14 protein-coding genes are annotated in these 13811 nt (G+C 74.3%); 7 read left to right on the top strand and 7 right to left on the bottom strand.

What is annotated here, in order from left to right; genetic code table 11:
- Positions 1-118: 118 nt before the first annotated feature.
- Both ACWEN6_RS30825 and ACWEN6_RS30820 read right to left on the bottom strand, forming a co-directional pair.
- On the bottom strand, positions 119-478 hold the full coding sequence (locus ACWEN6_RS30825) for an ArsR/SmtB family transcription factor (RefSeq protein ID WP_452575129.1): 360 nt from the start codon (positions 476-478) through the stop codon (positions 119-121).
- Between the two features lie 72 nt (positions 479-550).
- Positions 551-892, bottom strand: coding sequence for a hypothetical protein (locus tag ACWEN6_RS30820; protein WP_452575127.1), 342 nt, complete (start codon positions 890-892; stop codon positions 551-553).
- On the opposite strand from ACWEN6_RS30820, the gene ACWEN6_RS30815 reads away from it, so the two are divergent.
- The 3 genes from ACWEN6_RS30815 (at position 875) to ACWEN6_RS30805 (ending at position 4824) form a co-directional block, all read left to right on the top strand.
- Positions 875-1858, top strand: a complete 984-nt coding sequence (locus tag ACWEN6_RS30815; RefSeq protein ID WP_452575125.1) for a cation diffusion facilitator family transporter — start codon at positions 875-877, stop codon at positions 1856-1858. The two genes, ACWEN6_RS30820 and ACWEN6_RS30815, sit on opposite strands and share 18 nt — an antisense overlap.
- A gap of 40 nt (positions 1859-1898) precedes the next feature.
- Positions 1899-3551, top strand: coding sequence for a TIGR03086 family metal-binding protein (locus ACWEN6_RS30810; RefSeq protein WP_452575123.1), 1653 nt, complete (start codon positions 1899-1901; stop codon positions 3549-3551).
- 283 nt (positions 3552-3834) lie between these two features.
- Positions 3835-4824: a sulfotransferase family protein gene (locus tag ACWEN6_RS30805; protein WP_452575121.1), complete on the top strand. Its 990-nt coding sequence runs from the start codon at positions 3835-3837 to the stop codon at positions 4822-4824.
- 130 nt (positions 4825-4954) lie between these two features.
- Here the strand turns inward: ACWEN6_RS30805 and ACWEN6_RS30800 are convergent, their stop codons facing one another.
- The 3 genes from ACWEN6_RS30800 to ACWEN6_RS30790 all read right to left on the bottom strand — a co-directional run bounded on the left by ACWEN6_RS30800 (position 4955) and on the right by ACWEN6_RS30790 (position 8229).
- Positions 4955-5851, bottom strand: a complete 897-nt coding sequence (locus tag ACWEN6_RS30800; protein WP_452575204.1) for a hypothetical protein — start codon at positions 5849-5851, stop codon at positions 4955-4957.
- Positions 5852-6015: 164 nt separating this feature from the next.
- Positions 6016-6732, bottom strand: coding sequence for a VIT1/CCC1 transporter family protein (locus tag ACWEN6_RS30795; RefSeq protein ID WP_452575118.1), 717 nt, complete (start codon positions 6730-6732; stop codon positions 6016-6018).
- Between the two features lie 156 nt (positions 6733-6888).
- On the bottom strand, positions 6889-8229 hold the full coding sequence (locus ACWEN6_RS30790) for an aminotransferase-like domain-containing protein (protein WP_452575116.1): 1341 nt from the start codon (positions 8227-8229) through the stop codon (positions 6889-6891).
- Positions 8230-8355: 126 nt separating this feature from the next.
- Here ACWEN6_RS30790 and ACWEN6_RS30785 point away from each other — a divergent pair, with 126 nt between their 5' ends.
- Together ACWEN6_RS30785 and ACWEN6_RS30780 are read left to right on the top strand one after the other, a co-directional pair.
- The gene (locus ACWEN6_RS30785) at positions 8356-9204 is read left to right on the top strand and encodes an alpha/beta fold hydrolase (RefSeq protein WP_452575114.1); all 849 of its coding nucleotides are present in this window, start codon (positions 8356-8358) and stop codon (positions 9202-9204) included.
- 255 nt (positions 9205-9459) lie between these two features.
- Positions 9460-9840, top strand: a complete 381-nt coding sequence (locus ACWEN6_RS30780) for a DUF427 domain-containing protein (RefSeq protein WP_452575112.1) — start codon at positions 9460-9462, stop codon at positions 9838-9840.
- 66 nt (positions 9841-9906) lie between these two features.
- Here ACWEN6_RS30780 and ACWEN6_RS30775 read toward each other — a convergent pair whose 3' ends face one another.
- Positions 9907-11079 carry an MFS transporter gene (locus ACWEN6_RS30775; RefSeq protein WP_452575110.1) on the bottom strand — a complete coding sequence of 391 codons (1173 nt, stop codon included), beginning with the start codon at positions 11077-11079 and terminating at the stop codon, positions 9907-9909.
- 192 nt (positions 11080-11271) lie between these two features.
- Here ACWEN6_RS30775 and ACWEN6_RS30770 point away from each other — a divergent pair, with 192 nt between their 5' ends.
- Together ACWEN6_RS30770 and ACWEN6_RS30765 are read left to right on the top strand one after the other, a co-directional pair.
- Positions 11272-11928 (top strand): ArsR/SmtB family transcription factor, encoded by a 657-nt coding sequence (locus tag ACWEN6_RS30770; RefSeq protein ID WP_452575108.1) that lies wholly within the window; start codon positions 11272-11274, stop codon positions 11926-11928.
- Between the two features lie 5 nt (positions 11929-11933).
- The gene (locus ACWEN6_RS30765) at positions 11934-12683 is read left to right on the top strand and encodes an SRPBCC family protein (protein WP_452575106.1); all 750 of its coding nucleotides are present in this window, start codon (positions 11934-11936) and stop codon (positions 12681-12683) included.
- A 181-nt stretch (positions 12684-12864) separates the two neighbouring features.
- Here the strand turns inward: ACWEN6_RS30765 and ACWEN6_RS30760 are convergent, their stop codons facing one another.
- Positions 12865-13605: an SRPBCC family protein gene (locus ACWEN6_RS30760; protein ID WP_452575105.1), complete on the bottom strand. Its 741-nt coding sequence runs from the start codon at positions 13603-13605 to the stop codon at positions 12865-12867.
- Positions 13606-13811 lie beyond the last annotated feature (206 nt).

Raw genomic sequence — 13811 nt, 5'->3', positions numbered from 1 at the left:
CAGGGCGCCGTCCGATCCAGACGACCAGGGTGCCGTCCGATTCGGGACGACCAGGGCGCCGTCCGGTCCGGTTACGGACGCCGCCTGTTCGTGGGTGCCGCGGGCCGGGCGGGCGTCGTCAGGTCTCGTGGCGGGGGATGCCCGAGACCTCGTGGTCGGCGTGGAACAGGGCCTCGGAGATCAGCCCGCGGACGTGCGCGTCGCGGGCGCGGTACAGGACGCGACGCCCGTGCCGCCGCGTGTCGACCAGCCCGGCCAGGCGCAGCTTGGCCAGGTGCTGGGAGACCGAGGGACGCGCGACGCCGATGAGCTCGGCCAGCGAGGAGACGTCGTACTCGCCGGAGACCAGAAGCCACATCAGCCGAAGGCGTGTGCCGTCGCTGAGCATGCGAAACGCCTCGACGGCCGTGTCGACCTGAGAGGAAGTGGGTTGCTGGTGCAATGGATGTGCACCTGATTCGTTGTCGCGTGCGTACATGACTACATATACTCCACGCAAGAATCCCCGTCCGCAAGCGAGGCAGCCATGTCTGACCAGCAGTCCGGCCCTTCATCCCCCGGCGGACTCGACCGGCATGACCCCGAACACCAGCATGGACACCGGCACCTGCCCGCGGACGGACGCGAACGCGGGCAGGGCCATGGCGATGGAGAACAGCACGGCCTTGCGGGGTCCGGGGAGCCGGCACCTGCCCCCGTGACCGACCAGGAGCACGGCCACGGGCACGGACACGGCCATGAGCACGGCCAGGAGCACGGGCACGCGGAGGAGCACGGGAACGCGGAGCAGGATGAGCCCGGGCATGGGCACGGACATGGGCACGGGCACGGGCATGGACATGGCGGGGAAAGGCAGGGGCTCCTCGGGCGGCTGGTGGCTTTCGGGGCTCATCTGGTCACTCCGCACAGCCATGACAGCGCCGACAAGACCGACACCGCGCTGGAGTCCAGCAGCCGGGGCATCCGCGTGCTCGGGCTGTCCTTCGCGATCCTGGCGGCCACGGCCGTCGTACAGGCGGTGATCGTCGCCTTCTCCGGCTCGGTGGCGCTGCTCGGCGACACCCTGCACAACTTCGCCGACGCCCTGACCGCCGTCCCGCTCGGCATCGCGTTCTGGCTCGGACGGCGCGCGGCGACCCGCAGGTTCACCTACGGCTACGGCAAGGCCGAGGACCTCGCCGGCCTGGTGATCGTCGTCATCATCGCCGCCTCGGCGGTGCTGGCCGGATACGAGGCGATCCAGCGCCTGTTCGACCCGCAGGAGGTCCGCCAGCTCGGCTGGGTCGCGGGCGCGGGGCTGGTCGGCTTCCTGGGCAACGAGTGGGTGGCCCGCTACCGCATCCGGGTGGGCCGCGAGATCGGCTCGGCCGCCCTGGTCGCCGACGGCCTGCACGCGCGCACCGACGGCTTCACCTCCCTGGCCGTGCTGCTGGGCGCGGGCGGCGCGGCGCTCGGCTACCCCATCGCCGACCCGATCATCGGCCTGCTGATCACCCTGGCGATCGCCCTGGTGCTGCGGAACGCGGCCCGGGAGATCTACCACCGTCTCATGGACGCCGTCGATCCCGCCCTGCTCGACCAGGCCGAACGCGTCCTGTCGCAGACCCCGGGTGTGCGCGGGGTCGGCGCCGTCCGGCTGCGGTGGATCGGTCACACGATGCGGGCCGAGGTGGAGATCCAGGTGGATCACGACCTGTCGCTCGTGGAGTCGCATGCGGTCGCCGTCGAGGCCGAGCACCGGCTCATCCACCAGGTGGCGCGCCTTCGCGCGGCGACCGTCCACGCCGACCCCCACGGCCCGCGCGACGCCGACTACCACGAGCGGCTGAACCGGCACCGCGAGACGACCACGGCCTGAGGCTTGACTCTCCCACTGTGGGAGACCCGAAGGTGGTCCAGTGCGTGGCGATGACGAGAGGTTGCTGAGCATCGGAGAGCTGGCGGAGCGCACCGGGATGCCGGTGAAGCTGATCCGCCACTGGTCCGACATCGGTGTGGTACCGCCGGCGGACCGCACGGCGGCCCGGTACCGGCTCTATGCCCCCGACGCGGTCGCCCGGCTCGAACTGGCGCGCGCGCTGCGCGATCTCGGGCTGGGCATGGCCGCGATCAGGGACGTCGTCGCCCGCGAGCGCGATCTGACCGAGGTGGCGGCGGTCCACGCGGACGCGCTGGAGGTCCGGATCCGCACGCTGAGGTCGCAGCAGGCGGTGCTGCGATCGATCACCTCCGGTAGAACGGCCACCGAAAGGCTCACTCTCATGACCAGGCTGGCACGACTGTCCGCCGCCGAGCGCAACGCCGTCGTCCGCGAGTTCGTGGCGGACGCCGTGGGGGAGGCCGACGCCCCCGGCTATCGTGAAGGGCTGCTCGCGGCCCTGCCCGAGCTGCCGCCCGAGCCCACCCAAGAGCAGATCGACGCCTGGCTGGAGCTGGGCGAGCTTCTGGAGGACCCGGCGCTGGCCGCCGGCATGCGGCGCATGGCCGAGTACGCCGCGCGGTACGCGCTTCGCGAGCACGACGAGCGGGACCTGCGGGAGGTGGAGCGGGTCACCGATCTGTGGGTGGGGCAGGTGAGCGCCGCCATGGAGGCGGGCTCGGCCGCCGACTCGCCGGCGGCCGAGCCGGTGGTGGCCGCCGTCGTCGCCGCCTGGCTCCCCACCCAGGTCCGCGTTCCCGGCGGTCCGGAGCAGGACGGCGCCGAGGCGCGCCGCGTGCTGCTGGACCAGTTGGAGAACGCCGCCGACCCTCGCCTGGAGCGGTACTGGCAGCTGATGTGCGTCATCAACGGCCTGCCGGTGCGGCCGAGCATCGCGGCCGCGGGCCGGTGGCTGACGACCGCGCTGCGCACCAATCCCGAGCCCGGCGCCCGTGAGGCCCGTATCGCCGCCCTCCTCCGGCAAGAGGGGCGGGCCCCCGCGTCCGGTGGTGAGGACGCGGCGCCCGGCATCACCGGCGACCGCCCAGAAACGGCCGCGGGGACGGTGGGCGACGCCGGTCCGGAGGGGATCGTCGGCGACTGCGCCCGTGTGCTGGCCGAGGTGGGGGAGCTGGTCGCCGCCGTGCCGCCCGGGAGGCTGGCCGACCCGACTCCGTGCGAGGGGTGGGACGTGCGGGCGCTGCTGGACCACCTGGTCTGGGAGAACCTGCTGTGGGCCGGCCTCGCCGAAGGCGCCCCCCGCTCCGACTTCGCCGCCGACCACCTCGGCCGCGACCACGTCGCCGCCTTCCGGGCCGCCGCCGAGGCCACGATGGCCGCCTTCCGCCGGCCGGGCATGCTCGCCGAGCGGTTCGGGCCCGCGCCGGGCTGGCGGCTGGTGGAGCAGGTCCTCATCGAGATGACCGTGCACGGCTGGGACCTGGCAAGGGCGATCGGCCGCCCGGCCGACCTGGTCCCCGACGTCGCCGAGGCGCTCATGCCGTCGGTGCGGGAGATCTACGGCGGCCTGCCCCGCACGCCCGGCGGCTCGTTCGCCCCCGAGCGCCCGGTGCCCGACGGCGCGACCCCTGCCGACCGCCTGGCCGCCTACCTGGGCCGCCGCCTGGACTGACCCGCTTTCGCGCCGTCCCATGGGCGGCGTGATCCGGGCCCGCGCGTGGCGGCCTGGGGCCGCTCGCCGGCCGGGCCGCAACCTAGCATTTCGTCCTCGACCTGGACTGTCGCCCTCCGCCCGTGCGGGCCGTGTCACCGCCTTCCCCAGCCCGCGCAAGGGAGATCGGCCGCCCGTCCGGGAGATCATCGGGCAGGTATCGGGCATGCGACGTTTAAATCCCTATTCCCTAGTCTTAAAGGGGGTATGATGCTCGACGGTGTGATCTGACCAAGGAGATCGCGTGGCCCTACCTGACTTCCTGGTGATCGGAGCCCCCAAGTCGGGCACCACGGCTCTGCACGCCGCGCTCGCGCGGCATCCGGAGATCTTCATGTCCGCCGTCAAAGAGCCCAAGTTCTTCCTCACCGACGGGCCGCCGCCGGATCGGGGCGGGCCCGGAGACGCCCAGACCTTCAAAGAGCACGTCTGGCGCAGGACGGACTACGAGGCGCTGTTCGACCCGGCCCCGCCGGGCGCGCTCAAGGGGGAGTCCACCCCCTTCTACCTGTACGACCGGCAGGCGCAGCGGCGCATCCACGCGCTGCTCCCCGAGGCCCGGCTGATCGTCGTGCTGCGCGATCCCGTCGAGCGCGCCCACTCCAACTGGACCCACCTGTGGTCGGCCGGCCTGGAGCCGGTCGGCGACGTCGTGCGCGCCTGCGCCGAGGAGGAGCGCCGCATCGCGGCCGGATGGTCGGCGTTCTGGCACTACGTGGCGCTCGGCCGGTACGGCGAGCAGCTCGAGCACCTGTTCGGCCTGTTCCCCCGGGAGAACGTCCTGCTGTTCCGCTACCGCGACCTGGTGGACGAGCCGGCGGCGACCCTCGACCGCATCTGCCTGTTCCTCGGCGTCGAGCCAGGGCTGGTCGCCGAGGTGCCCCGCGAGAACGTGACCGCCCATCCCGATCCGACGCTGCGCCACCGGGCGCTGTCGCGGCTGATGCGCGCCGGCGCGACCCTGGGACGCCATCTGCCGGGCTCGCTGGCGGCCCGGCTGACCGAGCCGCTGGAGAAGACGCTGCAGGACAGCGGCCGTCCGCGCCGCCCGTTGAGCTGGGAGCAGCGCCAGGCGCTCATCCCCGGGTTCCGGGACGACATCGCGCTGCTGGAGGAGGTCACGGGGGAGGAGTTCGGCGACTGGCTGCGGCCCCGTGACCGCTCGGGCGGGCTGATGGGCGACCGGCCCCCGGGCCAGGGTCAGGCGCGCAACGGACGCCCGCGCGTGCACTGAGCCCGCGCCTGCGGCGGGACGCCGCCACCGGCCGGCGCGTGCGTCCCCTGACGCCGTGACCGGCCGCCGTGCGGGCCCCGCGGGCGGTGCGGGGCCGGTGCGGCCCCGCCGCGAGGTCGGTGCGATGAGGTCAGTGCAGCTCGGTGCGCAGCTCGTGCGAGCCGTCTTCCCTGGTGATCTCGTAGTACACGCGCCGCCGGCCGTCGGGCAGCGGCAGGATGTCCAGGTAGCGCAGCCCGCCGTAGGGGGACTCCGCGATGGGCTCGGTGCCCACCGGGGCCAGCGTGGAGTAGGCGCCGATGGCCAGCCCCGTGCGCTCCTCGTAGTTCTCCGCCGCAGTGGCCCGTCCGTCGTAGGTGGCCAGGACGGTGCCGCCGGCGTGCAGCACCGAGGTCACGCGGGCGCCCCGCGCGTCCCAGCAGCCCGGACGGCCGCTGAGCGCCGTGCCCTCCCAGGTCCACTCCAGGCCGTCGGCGCTGGTGGCGTAGTCGGTGACCATCTGGTCCTCCTCACCGGGGTCCGACAGGGGATGGCAGGAGGCCCACAGGTGCCACTGGCCGTCGCGGTGGAGGATCACCGGGTCCTTGACCGCGGTCTTGGGGTCGCCCGGCAGCACGACCTTGCGCTGGGCGGCGTCGAACGCCGACGGGTCGGCGGCCTCCATCACCTCGACGCGCCAGTGCTTGGTGCCGTGGGTGGCGCAGCTGATGTAGAGCCGCCACCGGCCCTCGGGCGTGCGCACCAGCGCGGGACGCTCCAGGGACTCGGTGTCGGCCTCCTCGCGGGTGATGGTGTAGATCGGCTCGAACCGCTCGCCGTCCAGGGAGCGCGCGACGCGGACCGCGTAGCCGCGTCCCTCGCCGATCGGCCGCCGGAGGCGGTAGGCGAGGTAGAAGACGCCATCGCTGTGGACGGAGCTCGGGGCCCCGACCCAGTGGCCGGGCTCATCCCCGGGAGGGGCGAGGACGAGGACCGAGCGGTCGGGCCGGAGAGCCGGCAGGGCGCTTCGCGGGTCGTTTTCGTTCATCGGCACGTCGAAACAATAGACGGGAATCGGGGGTGATGACGAAAGATTGGCCGGTCATAGGGGGTGCGAGTCACCCCAGAGTGCTACCGGGGCCACCCCGGAGTCCCCGCGATTCCGGCATGCGCCACCTTCCCGAGCGGCGGCTGCCTGGTCACGGCCACCGCTCAGGACACCACCGTGCCGACGAGATGGCCGACGCCGAAGGTGACCGCGGCCGCCGCCGCGCCGAGCGCGAGCTGCCTGGCGCCACCGAACAGCGGCGAGCGGCTGGTGAGCCGCGCGACCAGCGCTCCGGTGGCGAACAGCGCCACCGCGGTGAGCGCCACCGCCACGGCCACCGAGCCGACGCCGAACAGGAACGGCAGCAACGGCACCAGCGCGCCGAGCGCGAAGGCCAGGAAGGAGGACCCGGCCGCCTTCCACGGCGAGGGAAGGTCATCGGGGTCGACGCCGAGCTCCTCGCGGGCGTGCACCCGCCAGGCGACCTCGTCGTGCCGGTGCAGCTGGCGGGCCACCTCGCGGGCCAGGTCAGGGGAGAGTCCGCGGGACTCGTACAGCGCCGCGAGCTCGCGCTCCTCGGCTTCGGGGTTCCCGGCGATCTCCCGGCGCTCGACGTCGATCTCCGCGAGCGTCATCTCGGTCTGCGAACGAACGGAGGTGTACTCGCCGGTGGCCATGGAGAAGGCGCCGGAGACCAGGCCCGCGAGGCCGGCGATCGTGACGGTGTGCGCCCCGGCGCCGCCGCCCACGACCCCGGCGATGAGCGAGGCGTTGGACACCAGCCCGTCCATGACGCCGAACACCGCCGGCCGCAGCCAGCCGCCGGTCACGTCCCTGTGGCTGTGGTGCACCTCGGCGGCGTGGAGGGGAGCGGAGGACATCGCGTTCCTTTCGGGCGGTCTGCCCACCGGGTGGGCGCCGGGACCGCCGGCGCCCTGCACGCGGACGCCTGCTCGAAGCCGCTGTCGTCCGTGGCCGATCGTTCACGCTAGCCAGCCGGGAAGCCCGTGTCAAAGGACGGTAAAGCCCCCGGCGGCTCAGTCGGTGAGGGCGTCCTCGGGGGAGCTCCGCCCAAGGGCCGCCAGTTCCTCCAGGGCCCCTGCCAGTACCTCCGGCGGTGGTGAGGCCAGACCGATGCGGACGGCGGGCGGCGCGCCGTGCGGCCCCGCGGCGAAGGACGCGGCCGGGGTGACCGCGATGCCCCGGCGCGCGGCGGCGGCGACGAAGGTCTCGGCGTGCCAGGGCCGCGGCAGCTCCCACCAGCAGTAGTAGCCGTGGGGGTCGGCGCGCACGGCGAACCCCGCGAGGGCGCCGGCGGCCAGGCGCTGGCGGGCCGCGGCGTCCTCGCGCTTGGCCCGCACGACGGCGTCAACGGTGCCGTCGGCGGTCCAGCGGGCGGCGGCCTCTAGCGCGAAGCCCGTCGCCGTCCAGGCCCCCGACCGCAGGGCGGCGGCCATCGGCGCCGCCAGGCCGGCGGGGGTGACCGCGAAGCCGGCCGTCAGCCCCGGGGCCAGCCGCTTGGACAGGCTGTCGAGCAGGATCGTGCGCTCGGGGGCCAGCGCCGCGAGGGGAGGCTGGTCGCCGGCGTGCAGGAACGCCCAGACGGCGTCCTCGATGGCGTGCAGTCCGAGGTCGCCGAGCGTCTCGGCCAGTTCCTGGCGCCGGTGGGCGGGCATGGTCGACGACAACGGGTTGTGCAGGGTCGGCTGGAGGTACACCGCGCGCAGCGGGGTGCCGCGGTGGGCGGCGGCCAGCGCCTCCGGGACCAGCCCCTTCTCGTCGCAGGCCAGCGGGACCAGGGTGACGCCGAGCCGGGCGGCGATCGTCTTGACCATCGGGTAGGTGAGGGCCTCGACGCCGAGTCGCGCCCCCGGCGGCACCAGCGCGGCGATCGCCGCGGCGATCGCCTGCCGCCCGCCGGCGGCGAACAGCACGCGGGCGGGGTCGGGCCGCCAGCCGCCCCGCGCCAGCAACCAGGCGGCCGCGTCCCGGGCCGCGGCCGTTCCCTGCGCGGGCATCGGGCGCAGCGCCGCGCCGAGCACGTCCGGGCGCAGCATGCCGCCCAGGCTCCCGGCCAGCAGGGCCGGCTGCCCGGGCACCACGGGATAGTTGAGCTCCAGGTCCACGCGTAACCCGCCCGGCTCGACCAGGGCGCTGCCGGGGGAGCGTCCCGGGGCGCGCACGAACGTCCCGCGGCCCACCTCGCCGGCGACGAGGCCTCGCTTGGCGAGCTCCTGGTACACCCGGCCGGCGGTGGAGGCGGCGATGCCGCGCCGCCGCGCGAACAGCCGCTGGGGCGGCAGCCGGTCGCCCGGCCGCAGCCGGCCGGCGGCGATGTCGGCGGCCACGGCGTCGGCGATCACCCGGTAGTCCTCCATCGGACCCCTATCGATACGAAGTCAACATTGCACCGAGGGCAATCATCCTATTGCACCGATCGCCGTGTCCCGCCTAGCATCGCGGCCAGGCCCGGACGGCACGGGCACCGTGGGAGGGGAGCAGCGGTGGGGACGACGGCCGAGGTCAACGGGATCACCATCGCCTACGACGACGAGGGCGAAGGGGCGCCACTGGTGCTGGTCCACGGACACCCGTTCGACCGGTCGATGTGGGCGCCGCAGGTCGCCGGCCTCGCCGGCCCGGCATGGCGGGTCATCGTCCCCGACCTGCGCGGCTACGGCGACAGCACCGTCGTCCCCGGCGTCACGCCGCTCGCGGTCTTCGCCCGGGACATCGCCGCCCTGCTGGACCACCTGGGGGTGGACGAGGCCGTCATCGGCGGGCTGTCCATGGGCGGCCAGATCGTGCTGGAGTTCCACCGGCTGTTCCCCGGCCGCGTGCGCGGGCTCGTCCTGGCCGACACCTTCGCCCAGGGGGAGACCGAGGAGGGCAGGAGGACGCGCAACGCCATGGCCGACCGCCTCCTCACCGAAGGCATGCGCCCCTACGCCGAGGAGGTGCTGCCCAAGATGGTGGCCCCTTCCACGATCGCGACGAAGCCCGAGGTCGCCGCCCACGTGCTGCGGATGATGCGCGACGCGCCCGCCGAGGGCGCGGCCGCGGCGCTGCGCGGCCGGGCCGAGCGTCCCGACTACAGCGCCACGCTCGCCGCCGTCGCGGTGCCCGCGCTGGTCGTGGTGGGACGCCACGACGAGTTCACCCCGGTCGCCGACGCCGAGTTCATGCACCGCCGCATCCCGCGCTCGACGCTGGCGGTGATCGAGGGCGCCGCGCACATGCCGAACCTGGAGGCGCCCGCCGAGTTCGGCCGCGCGCTCCACGAGTTCCTGTCCACCTTCGCCGCGGCGACGCCTGGTCCGCCCGTCCGGCCCGGTTCCGTTGGCGGCTCCTGAGCCCGCCGTGCGGCCCGGCGCCGGACGATCTGGCGGAACCGGCGGATCCGGCCGCTGCCGCCCGGCTCCGGCCTGGCGGCGCCGGCACGGCGCACCGGTCCCCGGCGGGGACGGCCGGTGGTACACGGTGTCGGCCGGAGCGGTGAGAATGGGACGGACGACCGGAGACGGGGCCGGTCACCGCCCTTCGCGCCCGGCTTCCCCGAGCGGCCCGACGGCCGGTCGCCGGCACGGCTCAACGGAGAAGAGACGACCATGGCCGACAAGCCGGTGCTGACACCAGGCCCCGACCACCCCATCACCGTCGAGCGCACTCCCGGCCGCGTCGTGGTGTCGGCGGGCGGGCGCGTGCTGGCCGACACCCGTGACGCCCTGACCCTGCGCGAGGCGGACTACCCGCCGGTGCAGTACATCCCGCGCGAAGACGTCGACATGGGGCGGCTCGAGCGCACCGACCACGCCACCTACTGTCCCTACAAGGGCGACGCCTCCTACTACAGCCTCGCCGAAGGCGGTGAGAAGGGCATCAACGCCATCTGGACCTACGAGACCCCCTACCCGGCCGTCGCCGGGATCGAGGGCCACCTCGCCTTCTATCCCGACCGCGTCGCCATCGAGGAGCACCCCGCCGGCTGACCGCCCCACCGCGTCCCGCCCCCGCCGGTGGCGCCCCCGCCGGTGGCGCCCGGCGCGCGGATCCGCTCAGGCGGCGGCGCGGTCGGTGTTCTCGGCGGGCGGGCGCCGAGCCAGCGAGCCGGCGCCCAGGAGCACCGCGGCCATCGCCACGGTCACCAGGACGAAGGAGATCGGCAGGCTGGTGACGGCCGCCACCCCGCCGATCATGCTCGGCGCGACGAAGCCCGAGCTGTAGCTGATCGTGGCGACCCCGGCGACGCCTTCGCTGGGCGTGCGCCCGGCGTTGCCGGCCGCCGCGAACACCAGCGGCACCACCACGGCCACCCCGAGCCCGATCAGCATGAACCCGGCGATGGCGGGCGGCGGGGTGCGCGCCGCCACGACCAGCACCCCGCCCGCCGTGGCGAGCAGCCCGCTGAGGCGCACCGAGATGACGGGGCCGACGCGGCGTACCACCAGGTCCCCGCCCAGTCGCCCCGCGGCCATGGTGAAGGCGAACCCGGTGTAGGCGAACGCCGCGACGCCGGGGGAGGTGCCGGTGACCTGCCGAAGGTAGACCGCGCACCAGTCCTGGGCCGCGGCCTCTCCGAAGACCGCGCAGAAGCCGACCGCCCCCAGCACGAGCAGGGGCCGGGACGGCAGCACGAACCGCGCCGGAGCGTCCTGACCCGCCGGGGCGCGCACGTCCAGCAGCCATGGCCCGGCCGCCGCGCTCACGATCAGCAGCACCGCGGCCATCGCGGCGAGGTGGACGCGGGCGTCCACTCCGGCGTGCGCCGCCGCCACCCCCACCGCGCCGCCCGCGAGCCCGCCGACGCTCCACATCCCGTGCAGGCCGGGCATGATCGAACGGCCCAGCCGCTGCTCGACCTCGATGCCCTGCGCGTTCATCACCACGTCGCACATGCCCGCGACCGCGCCGTACACCAGCAGGGTGACCCACAGCACGGCCAGACCCGGCGCGAGCGCCGGCAGGGCGAGCATGACGCACCACAGGGCGATCAGCAGGCGGGTGGCGGGCCGGACCCCGACGCGGTGGGCGAACCGCCCCACCATGGGCATCGTGACCAGCGAGCCGACGGCCGGGGCGAGAAGGGCGAGCCCGAGCTCTCCGGGACCGGCGCCCAGACGCTCCTGCAACCAGGGGATGCGGGTGGCGAAACCACCGGACACCGCGCCGTGCACCGCGAACGTCACGGCGATGGCCACGCGGGCGCGCCTGACGATGCCCCGGTCCACGGCAAGAACCTAGCAGAGCCCCCCGCGCCGGCCGGCGCGAGGTGATCATGGCGTCGCGGGCTCGTCCCGGCGGGCCTTCGCGGCGGGGGCGGGACTACGCTTCTGGGGACGGTCCCATGGGGACGGCACGCCGCTCCGGGACGGGGCGGGGCCGCCTTGACGGGCGAATATGGTCGCTGGGAGTGTTGCGGCATGTTGGATGTGGCGGTCATCGAGGATCCGGCGGCGGCCGAGGTCTCGCTCGATCCGGTGCGGGTCCGTCTGCTGGCCGAGCTGGCCGTCCCCGGGTCGGCCACCATGCTGGCGGCCAAGGTCGGCCTGCCGCGGCAGAAGGTGAACTACCACCTCAAGACCCTTGAGCGGTACGGGCTGGTCGAGCTGGTCGAAGAGCGGCGCAAGGGCAACGTGACCGAGCGCGTGATGCGCGCCACCGCCGCCTCCTACGTCATCTCGCCGGTCGCGCTCGCCGCGGTGCAGCCCGATCCCTCCCGCGCGCCCGACCAGCTGTCGGCGCGGTGGCTGCTGGCGGTGGCCTCCCGGCTGGTGCGCGATGTCGGGCAGCTGATCACCGGGGCGGCCAAGGCGCGCCAGAAGGTCGCCACCTTCGCCATCGACGGCGAGATCCGCTTCGCCTCGGCCGCCGACCGCGCCGCGTTCGCCCGCGAACTGGCCGAGGCGGTCACCACGCTGGTGGGCAAGTACCACGACGAGGGGGCCGCGGGCGGGCGCGACCACCGCGTCATCGTGGCCGTCCACCCGAGCATCACCCGTGACCCCGGCGAGACAGGCGACCCCGGCGAGACCGGCGCCACCCCGACCGCGACCAAGGACGCGACCAAGGAGCAGTGAGCGGCATGCGGCACGAATTCGAGGTGCGCGAGGAGATCGCGCTCGACGCGACGCCCGAGGAGGTCTGGGAGGCCATCGCCACCGGGCCGGGCATCGACTCCTGGTTCATGGGGCGCAACGAGGTCGAGCCGGGCGTGGGCAACACCGTGCGCCACAGCCTGATGGGGCACACCACGAACGCCACGGTCACCGCGTGGGAGCCCGGCAAGCGGTTCACCTACCAGAGCGAGCAGAACCCCGACGGCACGTTCATGGCCTTCGACTACCTCATCGAGGGCCGCGAGCGGGGCAGCACCGTGCTGCGGCTGGTGCACAGCGGCTTCCTCGGCGACGACTGGGAGGCCCAGTACGACGCGCTGAAGAAGGGCGACGGCATGTACATGCGCAAGCTCGCCGCCTATCTCAAGCACTTCCCCGGGCGCACCGCGACCTTCACCCTGCTGGTCCCCGGTCCGCAGGTGTCCGGGCACGAGCAGGTGTGGGCGGCGTTCAAGAGCGCGCTGGGCGTGGCGGGCGAGGTCGCCGCGGGCACGCCGGTGCGCCTGACGGTGCCGGGGCTGCCGCCCGCGGACGGGGTGGTCGAGAGCACCGAGTACCCGAGCATCCCCAGCGTCTGCACCGGCGACGCGCTCTACACGTTCATGCACGGCTACCGCGACACGGTCGTGGTGGAGCAGCACGGCTTCACCGAGGGCGCCGACGCCGGGGCGACCGAGCAGGCGTGGAAGTCCTGGCTGGCCCGGGCGTTCGCCTGAGCGCCCGCCGTCAGCCGGTCTCGCACCCGGCCGGGGGGACGGCCGGCGCCGGGGCGTGGAGTCCGCCGGACGGGACGTGGCGGTCACGTCCCGCCCGGCGGCCGGGCTCCGCCCCGCCCGGCCGCGTCGCGCGCCGGGCGGCCCTCGCCTGCCGGCGGAGCCCAGGCGTTCGGGCCGGCGTTCAGGCCAGCTTGCCGAGCCAGGCCTGCCAGGCGTGCTCGCTCTCTTCGGCGTCCGCCGGCGCGAACAGGTGGTGGCCGATGACGAGCGTGTCGTGCATGCCGAGGATGAAGCGGTAGAGCGCGTCGCCGGTGCGCACGCCGAGGAAGCCGGGGGCGGCGTAGTCGGCGACCCCTTCGACCGGCGGCAGCCCCTCGGGAGTCAGCCGCACGCGGTCGCCCGCGGAGACCGGGCCGGCCAGCCCGAGGCCGCGCTCGAGGATCTCCCATGCGGGTTCGGCGCCGCCCGCGGACGGGCGCGCCCCGAAGACGACCGTGGCCGTGCGGCCGGGGAAGTGGGCGAGGTACTGGCCGAGGCTGTGCAGGTACAGGTCCCAGCCGCGCTGGAGGGCGTCGTACTCGCTCTCCCAGTCGTCGCCGAGGACGCCGCTCTGCACCAGGCGCAGGACGGTGGTGCCCTGCCCGCGCCCCTCGATGAGGTACTCGAAGGCCATGAAGAGCCCTTCGGGGCTCTCGGGGCTGCGGACGGCGAAGCGCTGGGCCGGCTCCCACGCGGTGACGGTGGCCTCCGAGGGCGGGAAGTCGCCGAAGTACTGCCGGGCGTATCCGCCGACACGCGGCTCGATCTCGTTGCGTCCCATGAACCAGGAGTCGGCGCCGGGGCCGGTGGCGATCGCCTCCCACACCTGCTCGGGGGTCGCCTGCAGCGTCACCTGCTTGCGCAGCTCGAACTCGTGCGGCATCGGGAGCTCCTCGTCCTCGGCGCCCACGGGCGCGCCGTCTGGTGTGTCGGTGAGCGAGCGGGTCGTCAGGCGATGGCGGCCGCTCGGAGCATCACGATGCCACCGAAAGTTTAATTTGTCAATATGACTCTAGTTGTCGGTGATGGCCGCTCGCCGGGCGGCCGCTGGAATGCCGCGGTGCGCCTTGCCGAAGGGGGGGATCCTCG

The organism is Sphaerisporangium sp. NPDC004334 (assembly GCF_053602655.1).
This window is presented reverse-complemented; position numbering and strand designations above follow the sequence as displayed.

Coding starts and splice junctions, on each gene's coding strand:
- ACWEN6_RS30760 (WP_452575105.1), bottom strand. CDS start 13,605: ATGCCGCACGAGTTCGAGCTGCGCAAGCAGGTGACGCTGCAGGCGACC.
- ACWEN6_RS30765 (WP_452575106.1), top strand. CDS start 11,934: ATGCGGCACGAATTCGAGGTGCGCGAGGAGATCGCGCTCGACGCGACG.
- ACWEN6_RS30825 (WP_452575129.1), bottom strand. CDS start 478: ATGTACGCACGCGACAACGAATCAGGTGCACATCCATTGCACCAGCAA.
- ACWEN6_RS30790 (WP_452575116.1), bottom strand. CDS start 8,229: ATGGAGGACTACCGGGTGATCGCCGACGCCGTGGCCGCCGACATCGCC.
- ACWEN6_RS30780 (WP_452575112.1), top strand. CDS start 9,460: ATGGCCGACAAGCCGGTGCTGACACCAGGCCCCGACCACCCCATCACC.
- ACWEN6_RS30770 (WP_452575108.1), top strand. CDS start 11,272: ATGTTGGATGTGGCGGTCATCGAGGATCCGGCGGCGGCCGAGGTCTCG.
- ACWEN6_RS30820 (WP_452575127.1), bottom strand. CDS start 892: ATGAGCCCCGAAAGCCACCAGCCGCCCGAGGAGCCCCTGCCTTTCCCC.
- ACWEN6_RS30795 (WP_452575118.1), bottom strand. CDS start 6,732: ATGTCCTCCGCTCCCCTCCACGCCGCCGAGGTGCACCACAGCCACAGG.
- ACWEN6_RS30800 (WP_452575204.1), bottom strand. CDS start 5,851: ATGAACGAAAACGACCCGCGAAGCGCCCTGCCGGCTCTCCGGCCCGAC.